This is a genomic window from Streptomyces anthophorae (genome assembly GCF_049310305.1).
Lineage (GTDB): Bacteria > Actinomycetota > Actinomycetes > Streptomycetales > Streptomycetaceae > Streptomyces.
Genome location: NZ_JBLWQQ010000001.1, coordinates 1534779 through 1547857 on the forward strand (window position 1 = coordinate 1534779; position 13079 = coordinate 1547857).

The window sequence follows — 13079 nt, forward strand, 5'->3', positions numbered from 1 at the left end:
GCTGAGGCTGCCTGGGGTGTCGGTCAGGAACGTGCGGGCGGCGTCAGGCGACGCAGCATGTCGCACGCCAGATTGCGGGCGAGGCGCACCTTGAACGCGTTGTCGCGCAACGGTTCGGCGGCCGCGAGTTCCGCGTCGACGGCCCGCTGATACGCCTCGTCGTCCGCGGCCCCGCCCGTCAGTGCCTGCTCGGCGCGCAGGGCCCGCCAGGGGCGGTGCGCGAGACCGCCGAACGCGATGCGGACCTCGCGCACCACGGCGTCCTCCACCCGCAGGGCGACGGCCACCGAGGCGAGCGCGAAGGCGTACGAGGCGCGGTCGCGCGCCTTGCGGTAGGCGGAGGGCAGCCCGGCGGTGGCGGCCGGGAGCAGGACGCCGGTGACGAGTTCCCCGGGCGCGATCTCGGTGTCCAGGTCCGGGCGGTCACCGGGCAGCCGGTGGAACTCGGCCGCGGGCACCGTGCGCCGGCCTGCCGCGCCGTGCAGCTCCACCTGGGCGTCGAGCGCGGCGAGCGCGACCGCCATGTCCGAGGGGTGGGTGGCGATGCACTGCGGCGAGTGCCCGAGGACCGCGTGGTCGCGGTGGACGCCGTCGCGGGCCCCGCAGCCGGTGCCGGGCTCGCGTTTGTTGCAGGGTTTGCCCAGGTCCTGGAAGTAGGTGCAGCGGGTGCGCTGCAAGAGGTTGCCGCCGGTCGTGGCGATGTTGCGCAATTGCCCCGAGGCCCCCGCGAGCAGAGCCTGCGACAGCACGGGATAGCGGGTGCGCACAAGGGGGTGGGCGGCTAGGTCGCTGTTGCGGACGGTCGCTCCGACCCGCACGGATCCATCGGCCAGCTCCTCGACCGCGTCCAGCGGAAGGCCGCTGACGTCGACCAGCGTTCCGGGCGTCTCCACCCCCAGCTTCATCAGGTCGACGAGGTTGGTGCCACCGCCCAGGTAGCGGGAGCCGGGGTGATTCGCGTGGGCCGCGGTCGCCTCGTCGACGCTGTGGGCCCGTACGTACTGGAAGGCTTTCATCGGGTCACGTCCTCGACGGCCTCGACGATGTGCGGATAGGCGCCGCAGCGGCACAGATTCCCACTGAGCCGCTCGCGGATCTCGTCCCTGCTCAGCGCGACGGGGCCACCCGGATCCGCGCCCGGATCCGTCACGTACGAGGGGTGGCCCGCCGCGGCCTCGGCGATGGCACCGACGGCCGAGCAGAGCTGGCCGGGTGTGCAGTAGCCGCATTGGAAGGCGTCGCGGGCGAGGAAGGCGCGCTGGATCGGGTGCAGGCGGCCTTCACCGCCGTCGTCCACGCCTTCGCCATCCAGTCCATCCAGGCCATCCAGGCCATCACCGTCGTCGGCGCGCAGACCTTCGACCGTGGTGATGTCGCATCCCTGCTGGGCCACGGCCAGCAGCAGGCAGCTATTGGCGCGGCGCCCATCGACGAGCACCGTGCAGGCGCCACACTGACCGTGATCGCACCCCTTCTTCGCGCCGGTCAGATCCAGCCGCTCGCGCAGGACGTCCAGCAAAGTGGCGCGGTGGTCGACCGTGAGATCGCAGCCCTTGCCGTTCACGGTCAGTGACACTGCCGAGTGGAAGGCACCGGTTGCCATGGGCGCTCTGCTCCCTCGTCCGACGTCCGAAGCGTGGTCTGGTCCACGACCCCGCGTATCCAGCCTGGGCCAGAACACACACTTCGGCACGCGGAGGCCGAAGTACCGTTGGTCTACCAGGCCGATCTGCGGCAGCGTCAACTCATTCCTTTGAACGACGTGGTCCCAGGACAACCGCCTGCGCGACGAGGCGACGATCGTGATGTTCGAGTGGCGTCCCGCAGGCCGTGGGAACGGGAAAGTCCCGATACGGCTCCCCTGAAGCACCGAGGGAGTCACCCGTGCCTCCTGCCGACGGCGCGTACGGGCTGGTAGTGGTCATGGGTGGAATCGAGGACGCCCTCGCCACGGGCCGCAGCGTGCAAGCCTCCGCGTACCGCGTTCACCTCCGTTGTCCGCAGGGTTCCAGTGATCACCACGAGCGGACCGCCGGTCTGATGGGAATCGGGGACGGCGCCGTGGCGTGCCAGCAGGGCAAGTACCGGGGACAGATCCTGTGTTGGCGCCTCGAGCACGAACCGGTCGACGGGCTCGCAGACGACGGTCCCGGCCCGTTGGAGGGCTTGGCGGACAACCAGGCCGGTGGTGCGCCTCACCTCCGCGGCCTGTGGTGACGGTGGCTGGTAGCCGCTGCCGGTGACCGTGATCCGCGCGTCGACCACCGGCCAGCCGTGCGGGCCGACCGACAAGGGTTCGTCGAGGTACTCCAGCAGCGCGGCCCGGTAGCCTTCGACGTTGCCGTAGACGTGCAGGGGCAGCGTGGACCGGTCCGCCGCGACGACGAGTTCGACGCCGCTGCCGGGTGCGGCCGGCTCGACGGTCACTGCGAGCGTGTAGTGGTACGGGTGGCCCGGCTCGCCCATGTACAGCGCGGCGCTGCCACCCCCGGACGGTCGTTCGACGCAGGCCACGCCGGTGTCGCGGAAGCCGACGTCGATGCCGTATTCGGCCGCGAGCGTGTCGGCAAGAACCTCCTGTTGCACCTCGCCATAGATCCTGATTCGCGCGGCACCGCGCTCGGGCCGCAGACCGATCAGCGGGTCGACGTCGGCGAGTTCGGACAGAGCCCGGTGCAACTCGCCCTGCCGGGAGGGATCGTGCGCGACCACCCTCGTCTCGAAGCCCGGCGCCGGCAACACTGCTGCCGCCGCGGTGGCGGACGGGCGTGAGCCGATCCAGTCGCCGATCCGCGCGTCGTCGAGGCCCCGGACACGGGCGATCTCACCGACCGTCGCGCGATCGCACCGCACGGCGCCACCGGGCCTGAAGACCTCCAGGGCTGTCACGGTCACCGATCGGTCACCGCCGAGCGACACCCGATCGCGGACGCCGAGCGTTCCGGCACGCAACCGCACCGTGCAGACTCGCCGGCCTCCCGCCCGTTCGACCTTGAACACCTGCGCCGCCACCGGTGCGTGGGCGTCACCGGCCGTCACGGGCAGCAGATCGATCACGGACTCGGTCAACGCGCGGACACCCGCGCCGGTCCTGGCCGAACCGAACAGAACCGGGTGGACACCTCCGGCACGGGTCAGCACACCGAGGGCCGCACGCAGCCGTTGCGGGCCGATGGGCCGGCCCCGGGCGAGCCACTCCTCGAGCAGATCCTCGTCACGGTCCGCGATCAATTCCGTCAGCTGCTCCGACTCGACCGGGTCCTCCCACGCGCACGGAGCGGCCTCGGCTCCAGCCGTACCCGGATTGTGCACATGGCCGAGCGGAACCAGTGCCGTGCTCAGGCGGCTCCGGATTCCCTGAAGAACCCGCTCGGGCGAGGCGCCGGCCCTGTCGATCTTGTTGACGAAGAAGACCACGGGAATGCCGAGGCGACGCAACGCCCGGTACAGCACGATGGTCTGGGCCTGCACGCCCTCCACGGCGGACAGCACCAGGACCGCGCCGTCGAGGACCGCCAGCGAGCGGTCGACCTCGGCGATGAAGTCGGGATGGCCCGGGGTGTCGACGAGATTGACGGTGACGTCGCCGATCGCGAATGCCGCGACGGCGGAGCGGATCGTGATGCCCCGCTGCCGCTCCAGGGAGAGGGTGTCGGTCTGGGTCGTGCCGTCATCGACGCGGCCGACCTGTTCGATGGCGCCGCCGAGGTGCAGCAGCGCCTCGGTCAGACTGGTCTTGCCGGCGTCGACGTGGGCCACCACACCCAGATTGAGCCGCCGGGCACCGGGCGCCCTGTCGGCGGCATCGGTATCGGCATCGGTGGTGTCATGGCGTACGGGGGCGGGGGGGTTCGGACGGTTCATGGCTCCTCGTGTGCGGGTCGGCGGCGACGGCGGGGCACACGAGTTCGCGCATGGTGAAGTCCGTTTCTCTCGGTCGATCACGGGTCGATCGGTCAGGGGCGATGCTCCAAGGGGCGTCCAGCGCTGTCAACGCAATTCCGCCGGTTCACCGGGGCCGGGGCGCCGGTGCGAAACCCCGGCGCCGACAACCCCGTCAGGACCTCGGCCACCGCCTCCCGCGTCACACGGGCTCGTCAGGTGACCTGGCCCGGATCGTCGGTCAGAGCAGCCGCGGTCAAGGTGAGGTGCTGGACCAGGACCGCGGCTGCGGTGTCGGCGTCGCGGGCCAGCACCGCCTCCTCCAGCATGCGGTGTTCCTTGGCACCGTCCCGGTCGGGGTTGCGGTGCGCCGACCAACGGCGGGCCAGCTCACTCGCGGTCCACAACCGGTCGAAGGTCTCCAGCAGCGCACGGTTGCCGCATCCCTCCAGCAACGTGCGGTGGAAGGCCCGGTGGGCCTCGGCCCAGGCGGCGGTGTAGTACTCGCCCTCCTCCGGCACGTACGCCGGAGTGCGCACCAGGCGATGATGGGCGGCCCGCACACGGGCCTCCCAGTCGATGTCGCCGCGCTCGATGGACATGCGCAGGACGACCGGTTCGACGGAACGACGGGCTTCCGCGATCTCCTGCCAGCGGCGGTCGGAGAAGGACGGGACCGCGAAACCGCGGTTGGGCAGCCGGTCGGCGAGCCCCTCGCCGGCCAGCCGCACGAGCGCCTCGCGCACCACGGCCAGGCTCACGCCCTGCTCCCGGGCGAGATCCTGCGGCTTGAGCGGGGCGCCGGGAGAGTGGTCCCCGCGCATGATCGCGTCCCGCAGGTGTGCGTAGACCTGCTCGGAGAGCATCTGCTTCCCCGGCGGGGTCGAGGAGTGCGCCGTCTGACTCATGAGCCCATCCTAGACGATCCACTCAATAATCGATTATCGGTGGTACTGTCGATTGCTGGTCGGCCAGAACACCCTCATACAGCCGCCCGAGGGCGCCGGCGACGACACCGGCTCGCAACTGCCCGAGGGTGCCCACCAGTTACCCGACGACGCCCGCGCGGCCCGCCGCATCGGCGCCGCCCGACCCCCGGAGACACCATCGCCATGCACCCCGATGCCCTTCACAGCTCCGCCCGTCCCGGCGGCGACCCCATGGACCTGAACGCCGTCCGTGACGTCAGCCGCGCCATCAGCGCCGCTCACCTGTTCATCTATCTCGTCCCCGAGACCGCCGAGGAGGCGGCCAAGCTCGGCGTGACCGACCGCGGGCCGGCGTATCTGGCCTTCCGGTCGGCCGCCATGGGCGCGGTTCCGTGGCAGGTCACGCTCGCGGCCTTCTACAACTTCAGCCCGCGGGCAGTGCGGGCCATGGCCGGCGTATGGGACATCGCGCCGCCGGAGCGCTGGCAGGCCGCACGCTTCCTGGCCGCCGGCCGTGCGATGCGGCGCGTGGACGTACACCTCACGGACGACCACCTTGCCGAGGCGCGCTCGCTGATCGACCCGGTCGTCGCCGGTGCCGACTACGCCGGCAAGGTGCTGGCCGCCGCGAACGCCTCGGTCGCGCTTCCCCCGGATCCTCTTGTCGCACTGTGGCAGCAGATCACGGTGGCACGCGAGTGGCGCGGCGACGCCCATCTCGTCGTGCTCGCCGACAACGGCCTCGGGCCGTGCGACTGCCTGGTTCTGCACACCGCGACCGGCCCGCTCCCCACAGCTCTCGCGCGAGCGACCCGCCAGTGGGACGACGAGGAGTGGAGCGCGGCGACGGCACGCCTCGTCGCGCGCGGCTGGCTCGACTCCAACGCCATGGTCACCGACGCCGGCAGTGCGGCACGCGAGCGCATCGAAGTGGAGACGGACGAGCACTGCGCGGCCCTGTGGGCGCCGATCGGCGACACAGGCGCTCGCCGCTTCGCCTCACTCATCGCGCCGATCGCCGACGCGTTCACCGCAGCAGGGACGTTTCAGGCCGTCAATGCCGCTCCGTAGCCCGGCCGCTTCGTCCGCACGCCGGCCTTCTTGGCGAAGACCACCGGACCGACCTTGCGGCCTGTAGCAGTGACGACGGGTCCGCTCAGTGGACTGAGTACCTTGCCGGTCGTTCGATCACTCACGATCATCTCGCCCTGGACTCAGGCGGACAGCCGCTGCATTCAACTGCTCGGCAGTCACAAAGGAGAACAATGGCGTTTGTGCGACGGTCGACGGGGACGAAGTCGGCACGGGTCCCGCTCCTGCGGGCGGCGATGGCGAGTTGCGTCCTGCTTGTTCTGCAGATTCCGGGTGCCTCCGGCGCTGCCGCGACCAACGGGACGGCCCACACGGAGAGTTCATGCACCTCCCTCGCGAGGCTCTCCTTGACGGATACGGAGATAGTGTCGGCGCAGCAGGTACCTCGCGGCGACTATGAGGCTCCCGACGGGGAGACGTATCGGGACCTGCCCGCGTTCTGTCGCCTGACCGCGAAGATCGCTCCGAGCCTCGAGTTCGAGGTCTGGATGCCTTCCGCCTCCTGGAACCAGCGGCTTCAGGGAGTCGGCAACGGCGGCTTTGCCGGGCAGATCAGTTACTCGGCGATGGCCCCCGCCCTCGCCGCGGGCTACGCGACCGTTTCCACGGACACCGGGCACTCGGCGTCCGATTCGGCGAATTCCTGGATCAGCGACCCGGCTCAGCTCAAGATGTGGGGGCGGACATCGATTCACCTGATGACGGTGCGAGCCAAGGAGATCCTGGGCGCGCACTACGGGGCGAGGCCGAAGTACTCCTACTTCGTGGGCGGATCCACCGGTGGCCGCCAGGGGATGATCGAGGCGCAGTACTACCCCGAGGACTACGACGGAATCGTTTCGAAGAGCCCCGGGATGGACTACAGCCACGTGATGATGTCGGTCCTGTGGACCGCGCAGCACATCGCCGAGAACCCGGACGGCGTGCTCGGCGCGGACGACCGCAAACTGCTCAACGACGCCGTGCTGGAGACCTGTTCGGGGCGTGACGGAGTCCGGGGAGACCCTGCCCTGAACGATCCGCGCGACTGCGGCTTCCGCCTCGACGGGCTCCAGTGCAAGGACGGCGAGACCAATGGCTGCCTGACCCCCGCTCAGATCGCCACCGCTGAAAGGGTCTACGCGCCGGTCGCCGATCCGCGGACCGGTCGACAGTTCTACCCGGGGTTCTCGTACGGCAGTGAATCCGCCTGGCACTACGCGGCGGAGGATCCGGCCCTCACGTCCTATCCGCAGGCGCTGTTCGGACGGGCCGTCTTCAACGACGCGAACTGGGACTGGCGCACCTTCGACTTCGACAAGGACGCCGATCTGGTCGAGAAGAGACTGGCCTCCAAGATCGACGCGACGCGTACGGACCTCTCGCGGTTCGAGGCGCGCGGAGGGAAGCTCCTCATGACCCAGGGATGGAGCGACGACTACCAGGCGGCGACGCTGCCCATCGAGTACTACCACCGCGTCCTGCTCGACAAGGGCGGCTCCGACGCCCGCTCGTCGCTGCGCGAAGTCCAGGACTTCTACCGGCTGTTCATGGTCCCCGGCGGAGGACATGTGACCGGGGGCCCGGGACCGAATTCCTTCGACGCGTTGTCCGCCGTCAGGAACTGGGTCGAGCGGGGCGCCGCCCCGCGGGACATGGTCGCCACCAAATACGTGGGGGACCGCCCGGAGAACGGTGTCTCGATGACCCGGCCCCTTTGCCCCTACCCCCAGGTGGCTCGCTACGACGGGTCCGGGGAGACCTCGGACGCGAGCAACTTCCGCTGTGCGGACGACTGGGGCGACTTCGCCGCGGACAGGGCACGAGCGAAGCGGTGAGTCGGCGGGCGAAGGCAGATCATCAATCCGACGCAACTGGCTGTCATTCAACTGGACTGCTCCACCGGCGAGTTCGATGCTCAAGTCCCGATGCTTTCTCCGCATCCCACAAGGAGCCCGCATGACGACACGTATCAGCCGTCGCACCATATTGGCCGCCGGCGCGGGAGCCGCCGGCCTGTCCCTGCCGGGTGTCGCCGCCCACGCCGACGAACGCGCCACCACGAGTGTGAGATTCACCCTGAACGCCCAGGTGCTCGACGGCGGCGAACAGGTCACCTCACTCACCCTGAAGACCTCCCGGCTCGGCCCCATCGACACGGCCCGCCTGACCAACGACACCTTCAGCGTGCACGCCAAGGCCACCCGCCCGTTCCCCCTCGCGGCCGGCGAGAGCATCAGCGGCGAGTACGACCTCGACCGCACCGTCACCGCCGTGCGGCTCGATCGCCACGGCGACATCGTGCTCGAACTGAGCCATGGCGAGGGCCGGCTCGGGGGCGGCACGCTGGGCTACCTCTCGGCCGCGGGCCGCAATGTGATGCTCGACCTCGCCTACACCCTGACTCAGCACGCCCCGATCGCCCTGCGCGACCGCCGACAGGTCACCATCGCGAGCTTCGTGCAGAACCCTCGGCTGTCCGACCCCGAGGTGGACGCGTTCAGCTCCCACACATCCGGCTCGGGAATGAAGTACCGGCTGTACTCACCCGCTGGTGCCCACTCGCCGCGAAGAGGCAAGCGCCCGCTGATCGTCTGGCTGCACGGAGGAGGTGAGGGCGCCTCACTGCCCAACAACTACTACGACAACGAGGTCACGCTGCGAGCCAACCGCGGCGCACTGGGCTTCGCCACCCCCGAGGCGCAGCGCATCTTCGACGGCGCCTACGTGGTCGCCCCGCAGAGCACCTCCTACTGGATGGAGGACGGCCCCCGCTTCGCCCCGCTCATCCACGAGATCGTCAGCGACGTCACGCGCGGGAACGACATCGACCGTGACCGGATATACGTCGCCGGCTGTAGCAACGGCGGCTATATGAGCATGAAGATGACCACCGTCTACCCCGCCATGTTCGCCGCGTCCGTGCCGATCTGCGGCATTGTCACGTCCTTCCCACCCGGTGGCGCGCCCCTGCTTCCCGACAGCGAGCTGGCGCGGATCAGCACCCCCAGCTGGCTCGTCGCCTCCAACGACGACCCCACCGTGGACCCGCAGGCCAACACCGTCCACGCGCACGAGGTGATCCCCGGTTCGCTGATGACGCTGTACGACCACGTCATCTGGAACGGCCACCAGTTCCTCGGCCACTGGTCGTGGATCTATGTCGCCCGCAACGACCCGAGCGTCAAGGGAACCCACGTCTGGCAGTGGATGGCCGCCCAGCGTCGGCACTGAGACGGGAAGACGAGGGATACGGGGGCTCGGCAGGTTGCATGGCGTCACGCGCGCCATCCGGGCCCTCGCGATTCTTCTCGCGCCGAGGGCGGCCGCAGCGGCCGCCCTCCCCCTCCCGATTCGTGGCCGCCTTTTCGGGGCCCAGCCCGACGGACTGCCGACAGGTGCCGGGTACGCCGCCGACTCACGCCTCGTACACACCTGCCTTGATGCAGCCGGCACCACCGCGGCCCAGAACATCCGCACGACAGCGCGGGAGCTGCTGAACGGCATCAGCCGTCATTGATTCCTCAAGGCCGTGTCGACATCCGCCCGGCGGAACGAAGGAGAGTCCCCCCGACCGAGCACGCGGAGGGGTGCGCGAACTCCGGGCCCGTCAGAGCTTGCCTTCCATGAGCACCACGCGATGTCCCCCGAGCTCACGGGAGAGGCCTTCGAGGAATCCGGGGCTGAAGTCGGGCCAGTCCCAGAACTCGAAGCCGAGATACCCGAAGGCGAAGTAGCCATCCGACCAGGTCCACGCAGTCAGGTCACCAGAGCGCCGACAGTGCGGGCAGGTGACTGCCGCGCTGCCTGTGTCGCTCCAGTCGCCGATGGCTTCCCCGAAGGGTTCCCACGCCCCCTCGATCTCCTCCAGCCGGTCGGTGCAGAAATCCGCCCGACCAGCACAGTGGGGGCACTTCGCGAACATCGGGTCGCCCTGACCGCAGTTGAATACGGTGCGCCCGGTCTCGACCTTCAGCCCGCCGCTGGGCGCCCAGGCCTCTTGGCCGACCGCCTTGGCCCAGGAGGGACCGGGCGGATACCCCGAAGGCGCCCCGAGAACACAGTCCGTGAGCTCGGCCCGAACGATCCCCTCGCCGACCAGCCAGTCGAGTCCGCTGTCGGCCAGGGCCCGAGCGTCCGCGTGCGTGGCGTCGAGATCGACGACGGTCTGGAAGTAGTTCCCCATGAGGCAACAGTAGAGGGAGCCGCTCCGGCTGACCTGCCCGACGTTCATCAAGCACAGAGACACTCCCCCGGAAGACGTGCTACGGACGCGCCATCGCCGTCGACGGCGACCTCGGTCCGGCCACGCGGGACGCGCTCAAGTACGCCCAGCGGCAGGAGGGAATCACCGTTGACGGCCTGTACGGCGAGCAGTCCTTCGAGAATCCGAAATGGGCCAGGTACACCCAGGACGGAACGCGCAACGGCTGCGCGCAGCGCGACTTCTAGCCCAAGGGAGAGCGAAGCACCGAGGCAGTTCCGGAGAGAGCTCGGCGTGGCGGCCGACGGGCCGTACGCGTCACGGAACGCGACGTCGCCGCCCGTCGTCCGCCACGTCGCCGGAATCGTCTCGCCTCCCAACGCACCGTGCGGTGGGCCGCATTGTCGGCCTCCTCGCCCAGCGGCAGCGCGCGTCGGGGACCCGGAAGCCCGACCCGCTGTTCGCCGGACGCGGCCGGCCGCACGGCACCGGACTGGGCACCTTCCGCCCTGTCGTCGAGCGGACGATCACTCACCGCCAGGTTCAACGCCTTCGTGAGGAGTCATCAGTCGCCCTGGAGATGGAGTTCCAGACCCGCGGCTTCCGCGCAACGCTCGGCCAGCTCGCAGATCCTCTCCAGGATGTCCCGCTCCTGTTGCCCCTTCACCAGGTCACAGGTGGCTTCGACCTCAGAGATGAACTGAGGCATGTCCGCCGGCGTGAGGATCCGGGTGCGGTACGGGTCCACGCGGTTGAGCATCGGCAGACCGCTGGTCACGCACAGGCCGGAGAACAGGTCCGCCCCGTCCTGTACGCACTCCACCCTGGTCAGCCGACGCTTCTTGGGGCTCGTCCCTCGTTGCGTCACCTGCATCAGCACTACGTCGATGCCCATCCTCATGCCCCTTCCGGGATGCGGGACACTCACCGCGGGCTCCGGGGTGGGCGCCAGGGTTCCGTCCACGATCAGGACGGCGTCCGCCCTGCCAAACCAGGATCGTCTCACCCCCTTCCTGCTGCGGGCGTGGCTGCGCGACGAGCCGGAGGTGGCGTCCTGGGGCGGGCAGTGGACGGGACAGGCCGCCGGCTCCGCCGCCGCCATCTCGTTGGCAGGGGCTGTGATGACCTGGCCTCAAACGCACGGCGCAGTCAGCCTGGAGGTCACAGGCCAGTTCTCCGGCATGGGCCACGACCCCGCCACCTTGCTCACCGTCCAGACAGCACTCCTGGCCGACACCTTCCAGCTTCCCTGAGTCAGGAACCGCCTTCTCGGCAGGCGAGTTGAACGGCGCGTTCCCAAGGTGGCCCAATCGCCACCCATATCGCGTACCGGCCCAGCGACACTCCCTCAGGGGCGTGCTTGCACCGTGGGGCGTTCGGGCCGCTCGGAGTCCTGGAGTTCGGCCAGCAGGGCGGTCTGGCCGGCGAGGAGCTCGGTCAGGATGCGGCGGGCCGCGCGCAGGAGTTCGGCGACGTCGCCTCCGGCCAGCGCGTAGATGACCGTGGTGCCCTCGCGGGTGGAGACGACGATGCCGGAACGGCGCAGCACGGCCAGTTGTTGCGAGAGGTTCGAGGGCTCGATGTCTATGTCGGTGAGCAGATCCCGTACGGACAGCGGCCCGTCCTGCAGGAGTTCGAGGACGCGGATGCGGACGGGGTGCCCGAGCATGCGGAAAAACTCTGCTTTGACCTGGTAGAGGGGACGCTGCACGGGATCGCTCACTTCCCTGGCTCGGACGAGGCTGCGAAGAGGGGCGCGGCGGCCTCGCCCGTCGCCGCGCCCTGTGGGCATCCGATTCTTCCCCTTCTTCCCCGCCAGGGCCGCTGGAGTCGAAAGTCGACAGATGCAGACATCGAGGCTTGAAGAATTCTTCAAGCAGCGGGCAAATGAAGGGCGTTGGACCTCAGACCTCCAGTTGCTCCTCGGTGCGCTTGAGGTGGTGACGGGCCATGGCGAGGTTCGAGCGGGCCTTGTCGATGACGACGTAGATGAACAGCCCGTTCCCCGACCTGCCCGCCACCGGGCGGATGAGGTGGTACTGGGTGCCCAGAGTGATCAGGATGTCCTCGATCTTGTCCTTGAGGCCCAGCGTCTCCATGGTGCGCATCTTGGCGCGGATCACATCGGTGTTCCCGGCCGCGGCGACGCTCAGATCGAGCCCCTTGCCGCCGCCCAGGGTGCCGAGGGCCATGCCACTGGTGTAGTCGACGACGGCGGCTCCCAGCGCGCCCTCGATCTCGGTCAACAGGGTCTTCAGAGACACTTCAACACTGGTCATGAGTTTTCCTGAGGAGAGAGGTACGAGGCCTGGCTTCAGGCCTTCGCGGAGAACCTAGGGGGCGCGACGACTCCCCTTGGGGCATATGCCCAAAGCGGTTGCGGAGGGAGTTTCCACGCGCTAGGCACCTGCCGTTCCGCGTCCGGTGGGCCGGTCCCCTTCCGTGCGCGTGCGGGCGCCCGGAAATTCCGGACGCGCCGTGCGGCCGATGGGATACGCTGCCCGGGATTTCACGCGGCAGGATGTCTGCCGCCCCGCTCGGCGCGCTCGGCGCCGACACGCACCGCGTGCCCTGCCCGGAAGGAGGCGAGAGACATGGACCGTGCCGACTGCGTTGCGGCCATAGTTGCCCCCGGCCGTGTGTCCTCCCTCCTCTGCGGCACGCGGTAGCTCCTTCCCCCTCCTGTTTCCTGTCCTCGGCGTCTTCCTGAGATGTCGCGTCACGGGACGTCCCGGCCTGCGCGGTTCATCACCGCGGCCGTGGGGGCGCGTGCCCGAAGACGGGCCCTTGCCTTGCTGATCCCGTGATCACGGCGCTGTTCGCCGCACGACCAGCAAGCGCTCCGGCATGAGTGACACACGGCCGGTGAGGCAGGCCCCGGGCGCCGTCCGTGGCTCCGGCTGCCCCACCGCCGTGCCGTGTCTCCGTGCTGCGTGCACCGGCCCGTCGTCACCACTGCGACCGTCCCCCGGCCGGCTGTCTCGACAGCACTT

13 protein-coding genes and 1 pseudogene are annotated in these 13079 nt (G+C 69.6%); 6 read left to right on the forward strand and 8 right to left on the reverse strand.

The window, feature by feature from the left end; translation table 11 throughout:
* Window positions 1–23 precede the first annotated feature (23 nt).
* From ACNYS0_RS06890 to ACNYS0_RS06905, 4 genes are all read right to left on the reverse strand, one after another.
* Window positions 24–1016 (reverse strand): FAD binding domain-containing protein, encoded by a 993-nt coding sequence (locus tag ACNYS0_RS06890; protein WP_422471781.1) that lies wholly within the window; start codon window positions 1014–1016, stop codon window positions 24–26.
* Complete coding sequence (locus tag ACNYS0_RS06895; RefSeq protein ID WP_422471782.1) at window positions 1013–1603, reverse strand: 2Fe-2S iron-sulfur cluster-binding protein; 591 nt, start codon at window positions 1601–1603, stop codon at window positions 1013–1015. The genes ACNYS0_RS06890 and ACNYS0_RS06895 overlap by 4 nt, the downstream gene beginning before the upstream one ends.
* A gap of 275 nt (window positions 1604–1878) precedes the next feature.
* Window positions 1879–3864, reverse strand: coding sequence for a GTP-binding protein (locus tag ACNYS0_RS06900; RefSeq protein ID WP_422471783.1), 1986 nt, complete (start codon window positions 3862–3864; stop codon window positions 1879–1881).
* A gap of 233 nt (window positions 3865–4097) precedes the next feature.
* Entirely contained in the window at window positions 4098–4790 is a 693-nt protein-coding gene (locus ACNYS0_RS06905; RefSeq protein WP_422471784.1) for a GntR family transcriptional regulator, read from the reverse strand.
* A gap of 70 nt (window positions 4791–4860) precedes the next feature.
* Between ACNYS0_RS06905 and ACNYS0_RS06910 the strand changes: the two are divergent.
* The 4 genes and pseudogenes from ACNYS0_RS06910 to ACNYS0_RS06925 all read left to right on the forward strand — a co-directional run.
* Window positions 4861–4977, forward strand: a pseudogene (locus ACNYS0_RS06910) (YbhB/YbcL family Raf kinase inhibitor-like protein); the annotation flags it as partial.
* Between the two features lie 65 nt (window positions 4978–5042).
* Window positions 5043–5882: an SCO6745 family protein gene (locus ACNYS0_RS06915; RefSeq protein ID WP_422471785.1), complete on the forward strand. Its 840-nt coding sequence runs from the start codon at window positions 5043–5045 to the stop codon at window positions 5880–5882.
* Between the two features lie 386 nt (window positions 5883–6268).
* Window positions 6269–7720 carry a tannase/feruloyl esterase family alpha/beta hydrolase gene (locus ACNYS0_RS06920; RefSeq protein WP_422471786.1) on the forward strand — a complete coding sequence of 484 codons (1452 nt, stop codon included), beginning with the start codon at window positions 6269–6271 and terminating at the stop codon, window positions 7718–7720.
* Window positions 7721–7841: 121 nt separating this feature from the next.
* The gene (locus ACNYS0_RS06925; RefSeq protein ID WP_422471787.1) at window positions 7842–9116 is read left to right on the forward strand and encodes a prolyl oligopeptidase family serine peptidase; all 1275 of its coding nucleotides are present in this window, start codon (window positions 7842–7844) and stop codon (window positions 9114–9116) included.
* A 376-nt stretch (window positions 9117–9492) separates the two neighbouring features.
* On the opposite strand, the gene ACNYS0_RS06930 is transcribed toward ACNYS0_RS06925, so the two are convergent.
* Window positions 9493–10068, reverse strand: a complete 576-nt coding sequence (locus ACNYS0_RS06930) for a hypothetical protein (protein ID WP_422471788.1) — start codon at window positions 10066–10068, stop codon at window positions 9493–9495.
* A 92-nt stretch (window positions 10069–10160) separates the two neighbouring features.
* Here ACNYS0_RS06930 and ACNYS0_RS06935 point away from each other — a divergent pair, with 92 nt between their 5' ends.
* The gene (locus tag ACNYS0_RS06935) at window positions 10161–10334 is read left to right on the forward strand and encodes a peptidoglycan-binding domain-containing protein (RefSeq protein WP_422482484.1); all 174 of its coding nucleotides are present in this window, start codon (window positions 10161–10163) and stop codon (window positions 10332–10334) included.
* 317 nt (window positions 10335–10651) lie between these two features.
* Here the strand turns inward: ACNYS0_RS06935 and ACNYS0_RS06940 are convergent, their stop codons facing one another.
* Window positions 10652–10981, reverse strand: coding sequence for a hypothetical protein (locus ACNYS0_RS06940; RefSeq protein ID WP_422471789.1), 330 nt, complete (start codon window positions 10979–10981; stop codon window positions 10652–10654).
* A 4-nt stretch (window positions 10982–10985) separates the two neighbouring features.
* Between ACNYS0_RS06940 and ACNYS0_RS06945 the strand changes: the two genes are divergently transcribed.
* Window positions 10986–11339 carry a hypothetical protein gene (locus ACNYS0_RS06945; protein WP_422471790.1) on the forward strand — a complete coding sequence of 118 codons (354 nt, stop codon included), beginning with the start codon at window positions 10986–10988 and terminating at the stop codon, window positions 11337–11339.
* A 95-nt stretch (window positions 11340–11434) separates the two neighbouring features.
* Here ACNYS0_RS06945 and ACNYS0_RS06950 read toward each other — a convergent pair whose 3' ends face one another.
* Complete coding sequence (locus tag ACNYS0_RS06950) at window positions 11435–11797, reverse strand: ArsR/SmtB family transcription factor (RefSeq protein ID WP_422471791.1); 363 nt, start codon at window positions 11795–11797, stop codon at window positions 11435–11437.
* 193 nt (window positions 11798–11990) lie between these two features.
* Window positions 11991–12365 carry a hypothetical protein gene (locus tag ACNYS0_RS06955; RefSeq protein ID WP_422471792.1) on the reverse strand — a complete coding sequence of 125 codons (375 nt, stop codon included), beginning with the start codon at window positions 12363–12365 and terminating at the stop codon, window positions 11991–11993.
* Between the last annotated feature and the right edge of the window lie 714 nt (window positions 12366–13079).